The sequence below is a fragment of the Streptomyces sp. NPDC102490 genome (genome assembly GCF_044765285.1).
Taxonomy (GTDB): Bacteria; Actinomycetota; Actinomycetes; order Streptomycetales; family Streptomycetaceae; genus Streptomyces.
The window spans coordinates 1-12,879 of the sequence record NZ_JBIWJU010000014.1 but is presented as its reverse complement, the minus strand read 5'-3'; the positions used below and the strand labels follow the sequence as shown (position 1 = coordinate 12,879).

General features: G+C 69.9%; 12 protein-coding genes. 9 read left to right on the top strand and 3 right to left on the bottom strand.

Features of this window, described 5'->3' with window-relative positions; translation table 11 throughout:
* The first annotated feature begins 152 nt into the window (after nucleotides 1-152).
* Nucleotides 153-1,730, top strand: coding sequence for a PQQ-binding-like beta-propeller repeat protein (locus ACIRGB_RS29355; RefSeq protein ID WP_403871437.1), 1,578 nt, complete (start codon nucleotides 153-155; stop codon nucleotides 1,728-1,730).
* 14 nt (nucleotides 1,731-1,744) lie between these two features.
* Here ACIRGB_RS29355 and ACIRGB_RS29350 read toward each other — a convergent pair whose 3' ends face one another.
* Nucleotides 1,745-2,041: a DUF397 domain-containing protein gene (locus ACIRGB_RS29350; RefSeq protein WP_403871434.1), complete on the bottom strand. Its 297-nt coding sequence runs from the start codon at nucleotides 2,039-2,041 to the stop codon at nucleotides 1,745-1,747.
* Nucleotides 2,042-2,325: 284 nt separating this feature from the next.
* Here ACIRGB_RS29350 and rpsO point away from each other — a divergent pair, with 284 nt between their 5' ends.
* The 5 genes from rpsO (at nucleotide 2,326) to ACIRGB_RS29325 (ending at nucleotide 7,748) form a co-directional block, all read left to right on the top strand.
* Nucleotides 2,326-2,613, top strand: a complete 288-nt coding sequence (gene rpsO / locus ACIRGB_RS29345; protein ID WP_003973291.1) for a 30S ribosomal protein S15 — start codon at nucleotides 2,326-2,328, stop codon at nucleotides 2,611-2,613.
* A 282-nt stretch (nucleotides 2,614-2,895) separates the two neighbouring features.
* On the top strand, nucleotides 2,896-5,115 hold the full coding sequence (locus ACIRGB_RS29340; protein ID WP_403871431.1) for a polyribonucleotide nucleotidyltransferase: 2,220 nt from the start codon (nucleotides 2,896-2,898) through the stop codon (nucleotides 5,113-5,115).
* Nucleotides 5,112-6,491 (top strand): M16 family metallopeptidase, encoded by a 1,380-nt coding sequence (locus ACIRGB_RS29335; protein WP_403871428.1) that lies wholly within the window; start codon nucleotides 5,112-5,114, stop codon nucleotides 6,489-6,491. The genes ACIRGB_RS29340 and ACIRGB_RS29335 overlap by 4 nt, the downstream gene beginning before the upstream one ends.
* A gap of 35 nt (nucleotides 6,492-6,526) precedes the next feature.
* Nucleotides 6,527-7,279 carry a 4-hydroxy-tetrahydrodipicolinate reductase gene (dapB, locus tag ACIRGB_RS29330; RefSeq protein WP_403871425.1) on the top strand — a complete coding sequence of 251 codons (753 nt, stop codon included), beginning with the start codon at nucleotides 6,527-6,529 and terminating at the stop codon, nucleotides 7,277-7,279.
* Between the two features lie 13 nt (nucleotides 7,280-7,292).
* Nucleotides 7,293-7,748, top strand: a complete 456-nt coding sequence (locus ACIRGB_RS29325) for a hypothetical protein (RefSeq protein ID WP_403871422.1) — start codon at nucleotides 7,293-7,295, stop codon at nucleotides 7,746-7,748.
* Between the two features lie 74 nt (nucleotides 7,749-7,822).
* Here ACIRGB_RS29325 and ACIRGB_RS29320 read toward each other — a convergent pair whose 3' ends face one another.
* A complete protein-coding gene (locus tag ACIRGB_RS29320; protein ID WP_403871420.1) occupies nucleotides 7,823-8,374 on the bottom strand; it encodes a hypothetical protein in 552 nt (183 codons plus the stop codon).
* A gap of 116 nt (nucleotides 8,375-8,490) precedes the next feature.
* Nucleotides 8,491-8,730 carry a hypothetical protein gene (locus ACIRGB_RS29315; protein WP_159330385.1) on the bottom strand — a complete coding sequence of 80 codons (240 nt, stop codon included), beginning with the start codon at nucleotides 8,728-8,730 and terminating at the stop codon, nucleotides 8,491-8,493.
* A 190-nt stretch (nucleotides 8,731-8,920) separates the two neighbouring features.
* On the opposite strand from ACIRGB_RS29315, the gene thyX reads away from it, so the two are divergent.
* From thyX to ACIRGB_RS29300, 3 genes are all read left to right on the top strand, one after another.
* Nucleotides 8,921-9,661 (top strand): FAD-dependent thymidylate synthase, encoded by a 741-nt coding sequence (gene thyX, locus ACIRGB_RS29310; RefSeq protein ID WP_403871417.1) that lies wholly within the window; start codon nucleotides 8,921-8,923, stop codon nucleotides 9,659-9,661.
* 219 nt (nucleotides 9,662-9,880) lie between these two features.
* On the top strand, nucleotides 9,881-10,780 hold the full coding sequence (gene dapA, locus ACIRGB_RS29305; RefSeq protein ID WP_403871414.1) for a 4-hydroxy-tetrahydrodipicolinate synthase: 900 nt from the start codon (nucleotides 9,881-9,883) through the stop codon (nucleotides 10,778-10,780).
* Nucleotides 10,781-10,933: 153 nt separating this feature from the next.
* A complete protein-coding gene (locus ACIRGB_RS29300) occupies nucleotides 10,934-12,619 on the top strand; it encodes a ribonuclease J (protein ID WP_403871411.1) in 1,686 nt (561 codons plus the stop codon).
* Nucleotides 12,620-12,879: the final 260 nt, after the last annotated feature.

The window sequence follows — 12,879 nt, the reverse complement described above, 5'->3', positions numbered from 1 at the left end:
GCCCCCGTCCTCGCACGGAGGACGAGGGCGCTCCCACCACCCACTTCCGTCGAGTGATCGCGTGCCCGGCATAGTTGGCGGCGATCTCCGTCGTCCGTCGCAGGAATTCCTTGAGCGCCACAGGGATTCCGAGGAACAGGAAGAGGCCCCGAGTGAGTTTCGGCCCGCCCCCGTCCATGCCCCCGGGCCCCGCGGCCCCCGTGGGACCGCCCGAGGTCCGGCACGGTCCCGAAGGCGGCGGAGGCCCGGGGCGCAAGGGTCCCCGGAAGCTGCTCCTCGGGCTCCTCGCGGTGGTCCTCGCCGGGGCGTTGGGCACCGGCGGCTGGTTGCTGTGGGGGCGCGACGGCGCGGACCCGAAGGCGTCCGGCACGTCGGCAACCGCGGTCGGACAAGGTCCGCTCGACGTCCGCGAGACGGTCGAGAAGCGGCCCGCCAGTACCAACGGCGAGATGGCCTTCCGCTTCTCCGTGGACGACATGAAGCCCGGGGAGCACGTGGAGATGCCCGGAATGTGGGCCACGGACCGCATCCTCGCCAAGGGCATCAACAAGACGCTCGTCGGCCTGAGCATCGGCACCGACGCCGCGCCCGGCGACGAGAAGTGGCGGCTGGGGCTCGACGGCCCGATCTGCGGCTACACCCGCCACGTCACCGGCGACCACCGCACCGCCGTCCTCTTCCGGGCGAACGACTGGGCGGAGGAGGCGTACTGCAACCAAGTGGCCTTCGTCGACCTCGACGACGGCAAGCTGGTCTGGGAGGGACGGTTCCCCGTCTCCGAGTCCGGCCCCGAGTCCGGCGAGGGCGCGGACCCCGCCAAGGACCGGCCCAGTGTGACCCTCGCGCACGGCACCGTCGCCGTCACCTGGGGCGGCGGCACCGTCGGGTACGACATGGAGAAGGGCACCACCCGCTGGACCACGGCGACCGCCGCCCCCTGCCAGGACATGGGCGCCGCCGGCGGCCGCGGACTGATCGTCCGGGAGAAGTGCTGGAGCGGCGGCGACGACCTCCCGGCCGAATCCTGGAAGAACGTCACCTACAAACTGCGCAAGCTGGACCCCGCCACCGGCGAACCCGTGTGGACCTACACCGCGGCCGAGGGCATCCGGAGCCTCGACGTGCCCTCCACCGAACCGGCCGTCATCGCCGTCTCCGCCGGGGACTCCGAGATCACCGAGCTGATCTCGCTCGACGACCGGGGCCGCAACCGCGCCACCATCAGTCTCCGCAACGGCGCCTACGTCGCCGACTGCGCCCTCTCCGACTATCTGCTGATCGACGACTGCCCGACCATCGCCGTGGGGAAGGACCAGGTCTTCATCCGCAGCAAGGACCAGCTCGAGAAGCAGACGTCCAACTGGATCATCGGCTTCGACCTCGCCACCGGGAACACCACCAAGAAATTCGACTCCGGCCCGGGCGCACTGCTCTCCCCGGTGCGCATGAGCGGCGACCGGCTGCTCGCCCTGCGCCTGAGCAACGACCACATCACACCGAACGCGCTGGTCGCCCTGGACCCGCGGACGGACGAGGAGGTGCCGTACCTCTACTTCGGGCTGCCCAGCGAGGCGCAGATGATGACACTGCCGGACGAGAACGACATCGTCGTCCAGAACGGGCGCCTCTTCTTCGGCGTCAAGGCCGCGGACGGTCCCGCCGAGGCCAAGACCAAGCAGTGGAGCTACCTCGTGCTCGGCATCGGCGGCGGCACCCCGCCGAAGTCCTGACCGCCCCGCCTCCGCTACTCGACGTCGCCCCCGGAGCGCTCCGCGGCCGGCTCCAGGTCGAATTCCCCGTCCCGCGCGCCGAGCACGAAGGCCCGCCACTCCGCCTCCGTGTACCGCAGCACGGTGTCGTGGTCGAGCGACGACCGCATGGCGACGGCGCCTCCCGGCAGGTAGGCGATCTCGACCCGTTCCTCGTGGGACTCGGTGCCGGGCGCGCTGTGCCATTCGACGCCGGAGATGTCGAGGGCGTAGAGCTCGTCCCGCTCCCGGTCCTTGCGTGCTCGGAGTTCCCTGTCCTCGGCCTCGGCCATCGCGGCGTGGGTCCTTCCTGCTGTGTCAACGAACGGTCCGGTCACCATACTTGCCCCCGTTCCCCGAGGTCAGCGGTTCACCGATGGAGGCACCGGTACGGGGGACGGGCGGAGGCGTCCCTACGGGCTGGTAAGCTGTGTGACGGCCGTTTGTGTACGCGCCCCCGGAGCTGTGAGCCCTGGAGGTCGCGCCCAGCGGATCCCCGCCTTCCGAGTCACGGAAGATCCCCCGAGATGTAGACCGGGGGCACTCGGTGGCAAGTCACGGACCAAGAGGAGTACGCGTGTCGCTCGACGCCGCAGTGAAGAAGCAGATCATCACCGAGTTCGGTACCAAGGAGGGCGACACCGGCTCCCCCGAGGTCCAGGTCGCTCTGCTGTCCCGTCGGATCTCCGACCTGACCGAGCACCTCAAGACCCACAAGCACGACCACCACTCCCGTCGTGGTCTGCTCATCCTGGTCGGCCAGCGCCGCCGGCTGCTCCAGTACCTCGCCAAGAAGGACATCCAGCGCTTCCGTGCGCTGGTCGAGCGCCTCGGCATCCGCCGCGGTGCGGCGGGCGCCCGCTAGCACGCCGTGAAGGGAGCGGTTCCCATCGTAAGGGGGCCGCTCCCTTTGCTGTACGTGCGCGCTGTCGCCGCCCCTTTGTAGTGTGGTAACAGAACAACAAGACGCACGAGGAGAAGCGGACCTCGCCGCCGCCGCCGGTCCTCGGTAGTGGCCCCCGGGGGCAGATCCCCGGGAGCTTCGATCGAAGACCGGCCCGCATTGCACGGAACGCTTCTCCGGCACCGTCCCCTCCGCCACACGGGTGGAGCGGACAAAAGACGACAAGCATCGGAGAAATCACTAGTGGAGAACGAGACCCACTACGCCGAAGCCGTGATCGACAACGGCACCTTCGGCACCCGCACCATCCGCTTCGAGACGGGCCGCCTGGCCCGTCAGGCCGCCGGTTCCGCCGTGGCGTACCTGGACGACGACACCATGGTGCTGTCGGCCACCAGCGCCTCCAAGAACCCGAAGGACCAGCTCGACTTCTTCCCGCTCACGGTGGACGTCGAGGAGCGGATGTACGCCGCCGGCAAGATCCCCGGCAGCTTCTTCCGTCGTGAGGGCCGGCCCTCCGAGGACGCCGTCCTCACCTGCCGCCTGATCGACCGCCCGCTGCGTCCGTCCTTCAAGAAGGGCCTGCGCAACGAGATCCAGGTCGTGGCCACGGTCATGGCCCTCAACCCCGACCACCTGTACGACGTCGTGGCGATCAACGCCGCCTCCGCGTCGACGCAGCTGGCCGGCCTGCCCTTCTCCGGCCCGATCGGCGGCGTCCGCGTCGCGCTGATCCGCGGCCAGTGGGTGGCCTTCCCGACGCACACCGAGCTCGAGGACGCCGTCTTCGACATGGTCGTCGCGGGCCGCGTCCTGGAGGACGGCGACGTCGCGATCATGATGGTCGAGGCCGAGGCCACCGAGAAGACCATCAAGCTGGTCGAGGGCGGCGCCGAGGCGCCCACCGAGGAGGTCGTCGCCGCCGGCCTCGACGCCGCGAAGCCCTTCATCAAGGTGCTCTGCCGCGCCCAGGCCGACCTCGCCGCCAAGGCCGCCAAGCCGACCGGCGAGTTCCCGATCTTCCTGGACTACCAGGACGACGTCCTCGAGGCGCTGACCGCCGCCGTCAAGCCCGAGCTGACGCAGGCGCTCACCATCGCCGGCAAGCAGGAGCGCGAAGCCGAGCTGGACCGCGTCAAGGGGCTCGCCGCCGAGAAGCTCCTGCCGGAGTTCGAGGGCCGCGAGAAGGAGATCTCCGCCGCGTACCGCTCGCTGACCAAGTCCCTGGTCCGTGAGCGCGTCATCAAGGAGAAGAAGCGCATCGACGGCCGCGGTGTCACCGACATCCGCACCCTGGCCGCCGAGGTCGAGGCCATCCCGCGCGTGCACGGCTCCGCCCTGTTCGAGCGTGGCGAGACCCAGATCCTGGGCGTCACCACCCTGAACATGCTCCGCATGGAGCAGCAGCTGGACACCCTCTCCCCGGTGACCCGCAAGCGCTACATGCACAACTACAACTTCCCGCCGTACTCCGTCGGCGAGACCGGCCGCGTCGGCTCCCCGAAGCGCCGCGAGATCGGCCACGGCGCCCTCGCCGAGCGCGCGATCGTGCCGGTGCTGCCGACGCGCGAGGAGTTCCCCTACGCGATCCGCCAGGTGTCCGAGGCCCTCGGCTCCAACGGCTCGACGTCCATGGGCTCGGTCTGCGCCTCCACCATGTCGCTGCTGAACGCCGGTGTGCCGCTGAAGGCCCCCGTCGCCGGTATCGCCATGGGCCTGATCTCCCAGGAGATCAACGGCGAGACGCACTACGTCGCCCTCACCGACATCCTCGGTGCGGAGGACGCCTTCGGCGACATGGACTTCAAGGTCGCCGGCACCAAGGAGTTCGTGACCGCCCTCCAGCTCGACACCAAGCTGGACGGCATCCCCGCCTCCGTCCTGGCCGCCGCCCTCAAGCAGGCCCGTGACGCCCGCCTCCACATCCTCGACGTGATGATGGAAGCGATCGACACGCCGGACGAGATGTCCCCGAACGCGCCGCGGATCATCACGGTGAAGATCCCGGTCGACAAGATCGGTGAGGTCATCGGCCCCAAGGGCAAGATGATCAACCAGATCCAGGAGGACACGGGCGCCGACATCACGATCGAGGACGACGGCACCATCTACATCGGTGCCGCCCAGGGCTCGCAGGCCGAGGCCGCGCGCGCCACGATCAACGGCATCGCCAACCCGACCATGCCCGAGGTCGGCGAGCGCTACCTGGGCACGGTCGTCAAGACGACCACCTTCGGCGCGTTCGTCTCCCTGCTTCCCGGCAAGGACGGTCTGCTGCACATCTCGCAGATCCGCAAGCTCGCCGGCGGCAAGCGGGTGGAGAACGTCGAGGACGTGCTCGGCGTGGGCGCCAAGGTCCAGGTCGAGATCGCCGAGATCGACTCCCGCGGCAAGCTCTCCCTGATCCCCGTGATCGAGGGCGAAGAGGGCGACGACGACAAGAAGGACGACGCCGACCAGTGACGTCCCGCAACGCCGAGGCGACGGCCCGCACCTCCTCGGAGGCGCGGGCCGTCGCCCGTACCCAAACCCTCATCAAGGGCGAGCACGGCATCGGCACGGTCCGCAGGACGACCCTCCCCGGCGGCCTGCGCATCGTCACCGAGACCCTCCCCTCGGTCCGCTCGGCGACCTTCGGCATCTGGGCCCACGTCGGCTCCCGCGACGAGACCCCCGCGCTGAACGGCGCCACCCACTACCTGGAGCACCTGCTCTTCAAGGGCACCCGCAAGCGCAGCGCCCTGGACATCTCCTCCGCCATCGACGCGGTCGGCGGCGAGATGAACGCGTTCACGGCGAAGGAGTACACGTGCTACTACGCGCGCGTGCTCGACACCGACCTGCCGCTCGCCATCGACGTGGTCTGCGACATGCTGACCGGCTCGCTGATCCAGGAGGAGGACGTCGACGTCGAGCGCGGCGCCATCCTCGAAGAGATCGCGATGACCGAGGACGACCCGGGCGACTGCGTGCACGACCTGTTCGCGCACACCATGTTCGGTGACAACGCCCTGGGCCGCCCCGTCCTCGGCACCGTCGACACGGTCAACGCCCTCACCGCCGACCGCATCCGCCGCTTCTACCGGAAGCACTACGACCCCACCCACCTGGTGGTCGCCGCGGCCGGCAACGTCGACCACAACAAGGTCGTACGCCAGGTCCGTGCCGCCTTCGAGAAGGCCGGCGCCCTCAAGGACCCGGTGGCCCAGCCGCTCGCCCCGCGCGACGGCCGGCGCACCATCCGCACCGCCGGCCGCGTCGAGCTGATCGGCCGCAAGACCGAGCAGGCCCACGTCATCCTCGGCATGCCGGGCCTGGCCCGCACCGACGAGCGCCGGTGGGCCATGGGCGTCCTCAACACCGCCCTCGGCGGCGGCATGTCCTCCCGCCTCTTCCAGGAGGTCCGGGAGAAGCGCGGACTGGCCTACAGCGTGTACTCGTACACCTCGGGCTTCGCCGACTGCGGCCTCTTCGGCGTGTACGCGGGCTGCCGGCCCTCCCAGGTGCACGACGTGCTCAGGATCTGCCGCGACGAGCTGGACCACGTCGCCGAGCACGGCCTCACGGACGACGAGATCGGCCGTGCCGTCGGCCAGCTCCAGGGCTCCACGGTCCTGGGCCTGGAGGACACGGGCGCGCTGATGAACCGCATCGGCAAGAGCGAGCTGTGCTGGGGCGAGCAGATGTCGGTCGACGACATGCTGGCCCGGATAGCCTCGGTCACGCCGGACGACGTCCGCGCCGTCGCCCGTGACGTCCTGGGCCGTCGGCCGTCCCTGTCGGTCATCGGCCCGCTCAAGGACAAGCAGGCATCCCGGCTGCACGACGCCGTCGCCTGACACTCCCGGTCTCTCGGTAAGGAAGCGAACACAAGATGAGCAAGCTGCGCGTGGCCGTCCTCGGTGCCAAGGGCCGGATCGGCTCCGAGGCGGTACGGGCGGTCGAGGCCGCCGAGGACATGGAGCTGGTCGCCGCCCTCGGCCGGGGCGACAGCCTGGAGGCGCTGGCCGAGTCCGGCGCCCAGGTCGCCGTCGAGCTGACCACCCCCGCCTCGGTGATGGACAACCTCGACTACTGCGTACGCCACGGCATCCACGCCGTCGTCGGCACCACCGGCTGGACCGACGAGCGTCTCGCGCAGCTGAACACGTGGCTCGACGCCTCCCCGCAGACCGGCGTGCTCATCGCGCCGAACTTCTCCATCGGCGCCGTGCTCACCATGAAGTTCGCGCAGCTCGCCGCCCCGTACTTCGAGTCCGTCGAGGTCGTCGAGCTGCACCACCCGAACAAGGTGGACGCCCCCAGCGGCACCGCCACCCGTACCGCACAGCTGATCGCCCAGGCCCGGCAGAAGGCAGGCTCCGCACCGGCGCCCGACGCCACTGCCACCGCCCTGGACGGCGCCCGCGGCGCGAACGTGGACGGGGTCCCGGTGCACGCGATCCGGCTGCGCGGCCTCCTCGCCCACCAGGAAGTCCTGCTCGGCGGCGAGGGCGAGACCCTCACCGTCCGGCACGACTCCCTGCACCACAGCAGCTTCATGCCGGGCATCCTGCTGGGCGCCCGCCGGGTGGTCGGCACCCCGGGCCTCACCTTCGGCCTGGAACACTTCCTGGACCTGAACTGAGACCCTCACCCTGATGCGCGCGAAGATCACCTACCTCGTCACGGCCGCCGTCCTGGTCTTCTACTTCCTCCTGGTCGGCAGCCGCGGCGTGCTGCTCATCAAGACCGGCACCCTCCTCACCGTCACCTTCGGCGTCGCGGTGCTGATCCTGCCGGTGATCGGCCTGTGGTTCCTCTGGAAGAACACCCAGTTCGTCCGCCGGGCCAACCGGCTCGCCGCCGAACTCGACGCCGAGGGCGGACTGCCCGTCGACGAGCTGACACGCACCCCGAGCGGCCGCGTCGACCGGGAGTCGGCCGACGCGGTCTTCGCCCGGCGCAAGGCCGAGACGGAGGACAGCCCCGGCGACTGGCGCACCTGGTTCCGCCTGGCGGTCGCCTACCACGACGCCCGCGACACCCCGCGCGCCCGCAAGGCGATGCAACGGGCGATCGCCCTGCACGACGGCAAGCACGTCGAGGCCGCCTGAGCGGACGACCGAAACGCCGGGGCCCGGACCGCAGCTGTGCGGTCCGGGCCCCGGCGTTTCGACGGCCGGGCGGGTCAGCCCCGCCGGTACTCGTCGGCCCACGCCTCCACGGCGTCGGCCGCCCGGTTGAAGGCGCCGTCGCGGGCGAGGAAGTCGCAGTTGTGCGTGGTCAGCAGCGGGGTGGGCTCCGTCGACCGGCCCTGCCGCACGAGCAGCAGCGCCTGACCCTGCACCGTGCGCGGCAGTCCGAGCCAGCGCACCGGCTGCTGCACCGTGCGCAGGCTGGCGACCTGCTGCCAGGCCACCGTGCGCGTGGTGAAGAAACCCACCTGACGCACTCCGTGCGCGCTCACCCACGCGCCCATGCGCAGCATCCGCAGGGCGCACAGGATGACGACGACCGCGAGGCCGAAGACCACCGCGGCGGAGGACGGCCCGCCCGTCGCCGCGATGATGACCGCCGCGAACAGGACGAACGAGGCGAGCAGCAGCATCAGCGCCGCCACCCCCACCCGCCACGGCCCCGGCCGGTAGGGCCGGCGCCAGAGGTCGCGGTCGTCGTACGGCAGCGCGACGTCGTCGGCCGTGTCAAAGGCGCGGTCGGCCGTCAGGAAGGGCAGGGGCACGGCTGGTCCTCACTCGTTCCAAGGCAAGTGTTGTGCCCGGTGAGGCTACCGACCTGTGTCTCCGGTCACCACCCTCGGGGGGCCGGACGGAGTCGGGCCGACCGCGCCCGGCGTCCCTAGCGCCCCTCGGACGCCTGCGACGGCTGCTTGTGCGAGGAGGGCTGGTCGGCCGAGAGCGCGGGCATCCCTATCACCAGGGAGCCCACGAGACCGGCGACGACGGTCACGCCGAGGAGCCAGCGTCCGGCCAGCTGGCCGAAGGACGCCCGCTCACGCGGCGGGGGTGTGACATTGCTGCGGAACCTGTCGGCCTCGGCGACGAAGGCGAACGGCACGGGTTCACGCCGGCGGATCATAGGGACTGCGTCTCCCTTCAGGGACTGGAATGAAGTGCTGTTACTCATACAGACGAACGAACGGCCCTCCAGGTGCCCTGTTTCACCGACTTCATTGCGGCACGGCAGCGATCGCCCGATTCGGCGGGCCGCGACCCGGCGGCCGTAGAGTGGCCCCGCCAAGTGACGAGATGGGAAGGCCCACCACACCGTGACCGACACACCCGCCGACGATGTCAAGATCGAACTCCGCGGTGACATCACCGTCGAGCTGGTCAAGAGCGCCGCGACCGACTCCGACGTGCTGTTCGCGGCCCGCGTCTCGACCGCCGGGGAACAGTCCCTGGACGAGCTGAAGAAGGACCCCGAGCGCTCCAAGGGCCTGATCAACTACCTGATGCGGGACCGGCACGGCAGCCCGTTCGAGCACAACTCGATGACCTTCTTCATCAGCGCCCCGATCTTCGTCTTCCGGGAGTTCATGCGGCACCGCGTCGGCTGGTCCTACAACGAGGAATCGGGCCGCTACCGGGAGCTCCAGCCGGTCTTCTACGTGCCGGACGCCGACCGCAAGCTGGTGCAGCAGGGCCGCCCCGGCAAGTACGTCTTCGTCGAGGGCACCCCGGAGCAGCACGAGCTGGTCGGCGGCGCCATGGAGGACTCCTACCGCCAGGCCTACGCCACGTACCAGAAGATGCTCGCCGCCGGCGTCGCCCGCGAGGTGGCCCGCGCGGTGCTCCCGGTCGGCCTCTACTCGTCGATGTACGCGACCTGCAACGCCCGCTCGCTGATGCACTTCCTGGGCCTGCGCACCCAGCACGAGCTGGCGAAGGTGCCCTCCTTCCCGCAGCGGGAGATCGAGATGGTCGGCGAGAAGATGGAGGAGGAGTGGGCCCGCCTCATGCCGCTCACCCACGCGGCCTTCAACGCCAACGGCCGCGTGGCGCCGTAACGAGCGCGACCTCCGGGCCGGCCGGGCTGGGCACTGATGTACGCATCAACCATGCGAAGTGTCCGGATTGCGGCGTTTGGAGAAGTTCATCTAGCCTGATCAAAGGGACCCGGCACTGCTTGAACCCCCGAGCAGGCAGTGCCGGGCTCCACTTCCGTTCCGACCTGCCACCTCCCCCGAGGGCAGACCCCGCCCTGAGCAACGAGTAGCGTGTAACCCATGGCTCCGACCTCCACTCCGCAGACCCCCTTCGGGCGGGTCCTCACCGCCATGGTCACGCCCTTCGCGGCGGACGGCGCACTCGACCTCGACGGCGCCCAGCGGCTCGCCGCCCACCTGGTGGACGCAGGCAACGACGGCCTGATCATCAATGGCACCACCGGCGAGTCCCCCACCACCAGCGACGCGGAGAAGGCGGACCTCGTACGAGCCGTCCTGGAGGCCGTCGGCGACCGGGCGCACGTCGTCGCCGGAGTCGGCACCAACAACACCCAGCACAGCATCGAGCTGGCCCGCGCCGCCGAGCGCGTCGGCGCCCACGGCCTGCTGCTCGTCACGCCGTACTACAACAAGCCCCCGCAAGAGGGCCTGTACCAGCACTTCACGGCCATCGCCGACGCCAGCCGGCTCCCGGTCATGCTCTACGACATCCCCGGCCGCAGCGGCGTCCCGATCAACACCGAGACCCTGGTCCGCCTCGCGGAGCACCCGCGGATCGTCGCCAACAAGGACGCCAAGGGCGACCTCGGCCGGGCCAGCTGGGCCATCGCGCGCTCCGGCCTCGCCTGGTACTCCGGCGACGACATGCTGAACCTGCCGCTGCTCTCCGTGGGCGCGGTCGGTTTCGTCTCCGTCGTCGGCCACGTCGTCACCCCCGAACTGCGCGCCATGGTGGACGCGCACGTCGCCGGTGACGTACAGAAGGCACTGGAGATCCACCAGAAGCTGCTCCCCGTCTTCACCGGCATGTTCCGCACCCAGGGCGTCATGACCACCAAGGCCGCGCTCGCCCTCCAGGGGCTGCCCGCCGGACCGCTGCGCGCCCCCATGGTCGGCCTCACGCCCGAGGAAACCGAGCAGCTCAAGATCGATCTTGCCGCCGGCGGGGTACAGCTCTGACACCAGACTTCGCACCACCGCACGACCGGACGGACTTCACAACTGAATAGGCGGGCCACCGGTGCCCGCACCCCATACGACAACTGCTTCTGCACGAACGTCACGCGCGCCACGTGCCCCCCGGTACGTGGCGCGCGTGGTGAGGAGAGTCTTTTGAGTCATCCGCATCCTGAACTGGGCCGTCCCCCGGCGCTCCCCAAGGGTGGCCTCCGGGTCACGCCCCTGGGCGGCCTCGGCGAAATCGGCCGCAACATGACGGTCTTCGAATACGGCGGCCGTCTGTTGATCGTCGACTGCGGCGTGCTCTTCCCCGAGGAGGAGCAGCCCGGCATCGACCTGATCCTGCCGGACTTCTCGTCCATCCGGGACCGCCTCGACGACATCGAGGGCATCGTCCTGACCCACGGCCACGAGGACCACATCGGCGGCGTACCCTTCCTCCTCCGCGAGAAGCCGGACATCCCGCTGATCGGCTCCAAGCTGACCCTCGCGCTCATCGAGGCCAAGCTCCAGGAGCACCGCATCCGTCCGTACACCCTCGAGGTGGCGGAGGGGCACCGCGAACGCGTCGGCCCCTTCGACTGCGAGTTCGTCGCGGTCAACCACTCCATCCCGGACGCGCTGGCCGTCGCCATCCGCACCCCCGCGGGCATGGTCGTCCACACCGGCGACTTCAAGATGGACCAGCTTCCGCTGGACGGGCGCCTCACCGACCTGCACGCCTTCGCGCGTCTCAGCGAGGAGGGCATCGACCTGCTCCTCGCCGACTCGACCAACGCCGAGGTGCCGGGCTTCGTCCCGCCCGAGCGGGACATCTCCAACGTCCTGCGCCAGGTCTTCGCCGGCGCCCGCAAGCGCATCATCGTGGCGAGCTTCGCCAGCCACGTCCACCGCATCCAGCAGATCCTGGACGCCGCGCACGAGTACGGGCGCCGGGTCGCCTTCGTCGGCCGCTCCATGGTCCGCAACATGGGCATCGCGAGAGACCTCGGCTACCTCAAGGTCCCGCCGGGCCTGGTGGTCGACGTCAAGACGCTCGACGACCTGCCCGACAGCGAGGTGGTCCTGGTCTGCACGGGCTCCCAGGGCGAACCGATGGCCGCCCTGTCCCGCATGGCCAACCGCGACCACCAGATCCGCATCGTCAACGGCGACACGGTGATCCTGGCCTCGTCCCTCATCCCGGGCAACGAGAACGCGGTGTACCGGGTGATCAACGGCCTCACCCGCTGGGGCGCCAACGTCGTCCACAAGGGCAACGCCAAGGTCCACGTCTCGGGCCACGCCTCGGCCGGTGAGCTGCTGTACTTCTACAACATCTGCCGCCCGAAGAACCTGATGCCGGTGCACGGCGAATGGCGCCACCTCCGGGCCAACGCCGAACTGGGCGCCCTCACCGGCGTCCCGCACGACCGCATCGTCATCGCCGAGGACGGCGTGGTCGTCGACCTCGTCGAGGGCAAGGCGAAGATCTCCGGCAAGGTCCAGGCGGGGTACGTCTACGTCGACGGGCTCTCGGTCGGGGACGTCCGCGAGCCGGCCCTCAAGGACCGCAAGATCCTCGGCGACGAGGGCATCATCTCGGTCTTCGTGGTGATGGACTCCTCCACCGGCAAGATCACCGGTGGGCCGCACGTCCAGGCCCGCGGCTCGGGCATCGAGGACTCGGCCTTCGCCGCGGTGCTCCCCAAGATCACCGAAACACTGGAGCGCTCGGCCCAGGACGGTGTCGTCGAACCGCACCAGATGCAGCAACTGATCCGCAGGACCCTCGGCAAGTGGGTCTCGGACACCTACCGGCGCCGGCCGATGATCCTGCCTGTCGTCGTGGAGGTCTGACGGACCGTCGGACCACCGACAGCGCCAACCAGGAGCGGGGCGCCCCGATTTGCATCGGGGCGCCCCGCTCCAGTACGTTTACATCTCCGCTCGGACGGGCACCCGATCACTTCGTGGTTCGGAGCCGCCCCGGAGGGCGGAAATCCGGCTCAGAATCTCTGATAAAGTCGGAACCGCCGGAAAGGGAAACGCGAAAGCGGGAACCTGGAAAGCACCGAGGAAATCGGATCGGAAAGATCTGATAGAGTCGGAAACGCAAG

Excerpts from the sequence above, each read along its gene's own strand:
- ACIRGB_RS29350 (WP_403871434.1), bottom strand. The coding sequence starts at position 2,041 with ATGGCCGAGGCCGAGGACAGGGAACTCCGAGCACGCAAGGACCGGGAG.
- dapB (WP_403871425.1), top strand. The coding sequence starts at position 6,527 with ATGAGCAAGCTGCGCGTGGCCGTCCTCGGTGCCAAGGGCCGGATCGGC.
- ACIRGB_RS29325 (WP_403871422.1), top strand. The coding sequence starts at position 7,293 with ATGCGCGCGAAGATCACCTACCTCGTCACGGCCGCCGTCCTGGTCTTC.
- ACIRGB_RS29315 (WP_159330385.1), bottom strand. The coding sequence starts at position 8,730 with ATGATCCGCCGGCGTGAACCCGTGCCGTTCGCCTTCGTCGCCGAGGCC.
- dapA (WP_403871414.1), top strand. The coding sequence starts at position 9,881 with ATGGCTCCGACCTCCACTCCGCAGACCCCCTTCGGGCGGGTCCTCACC.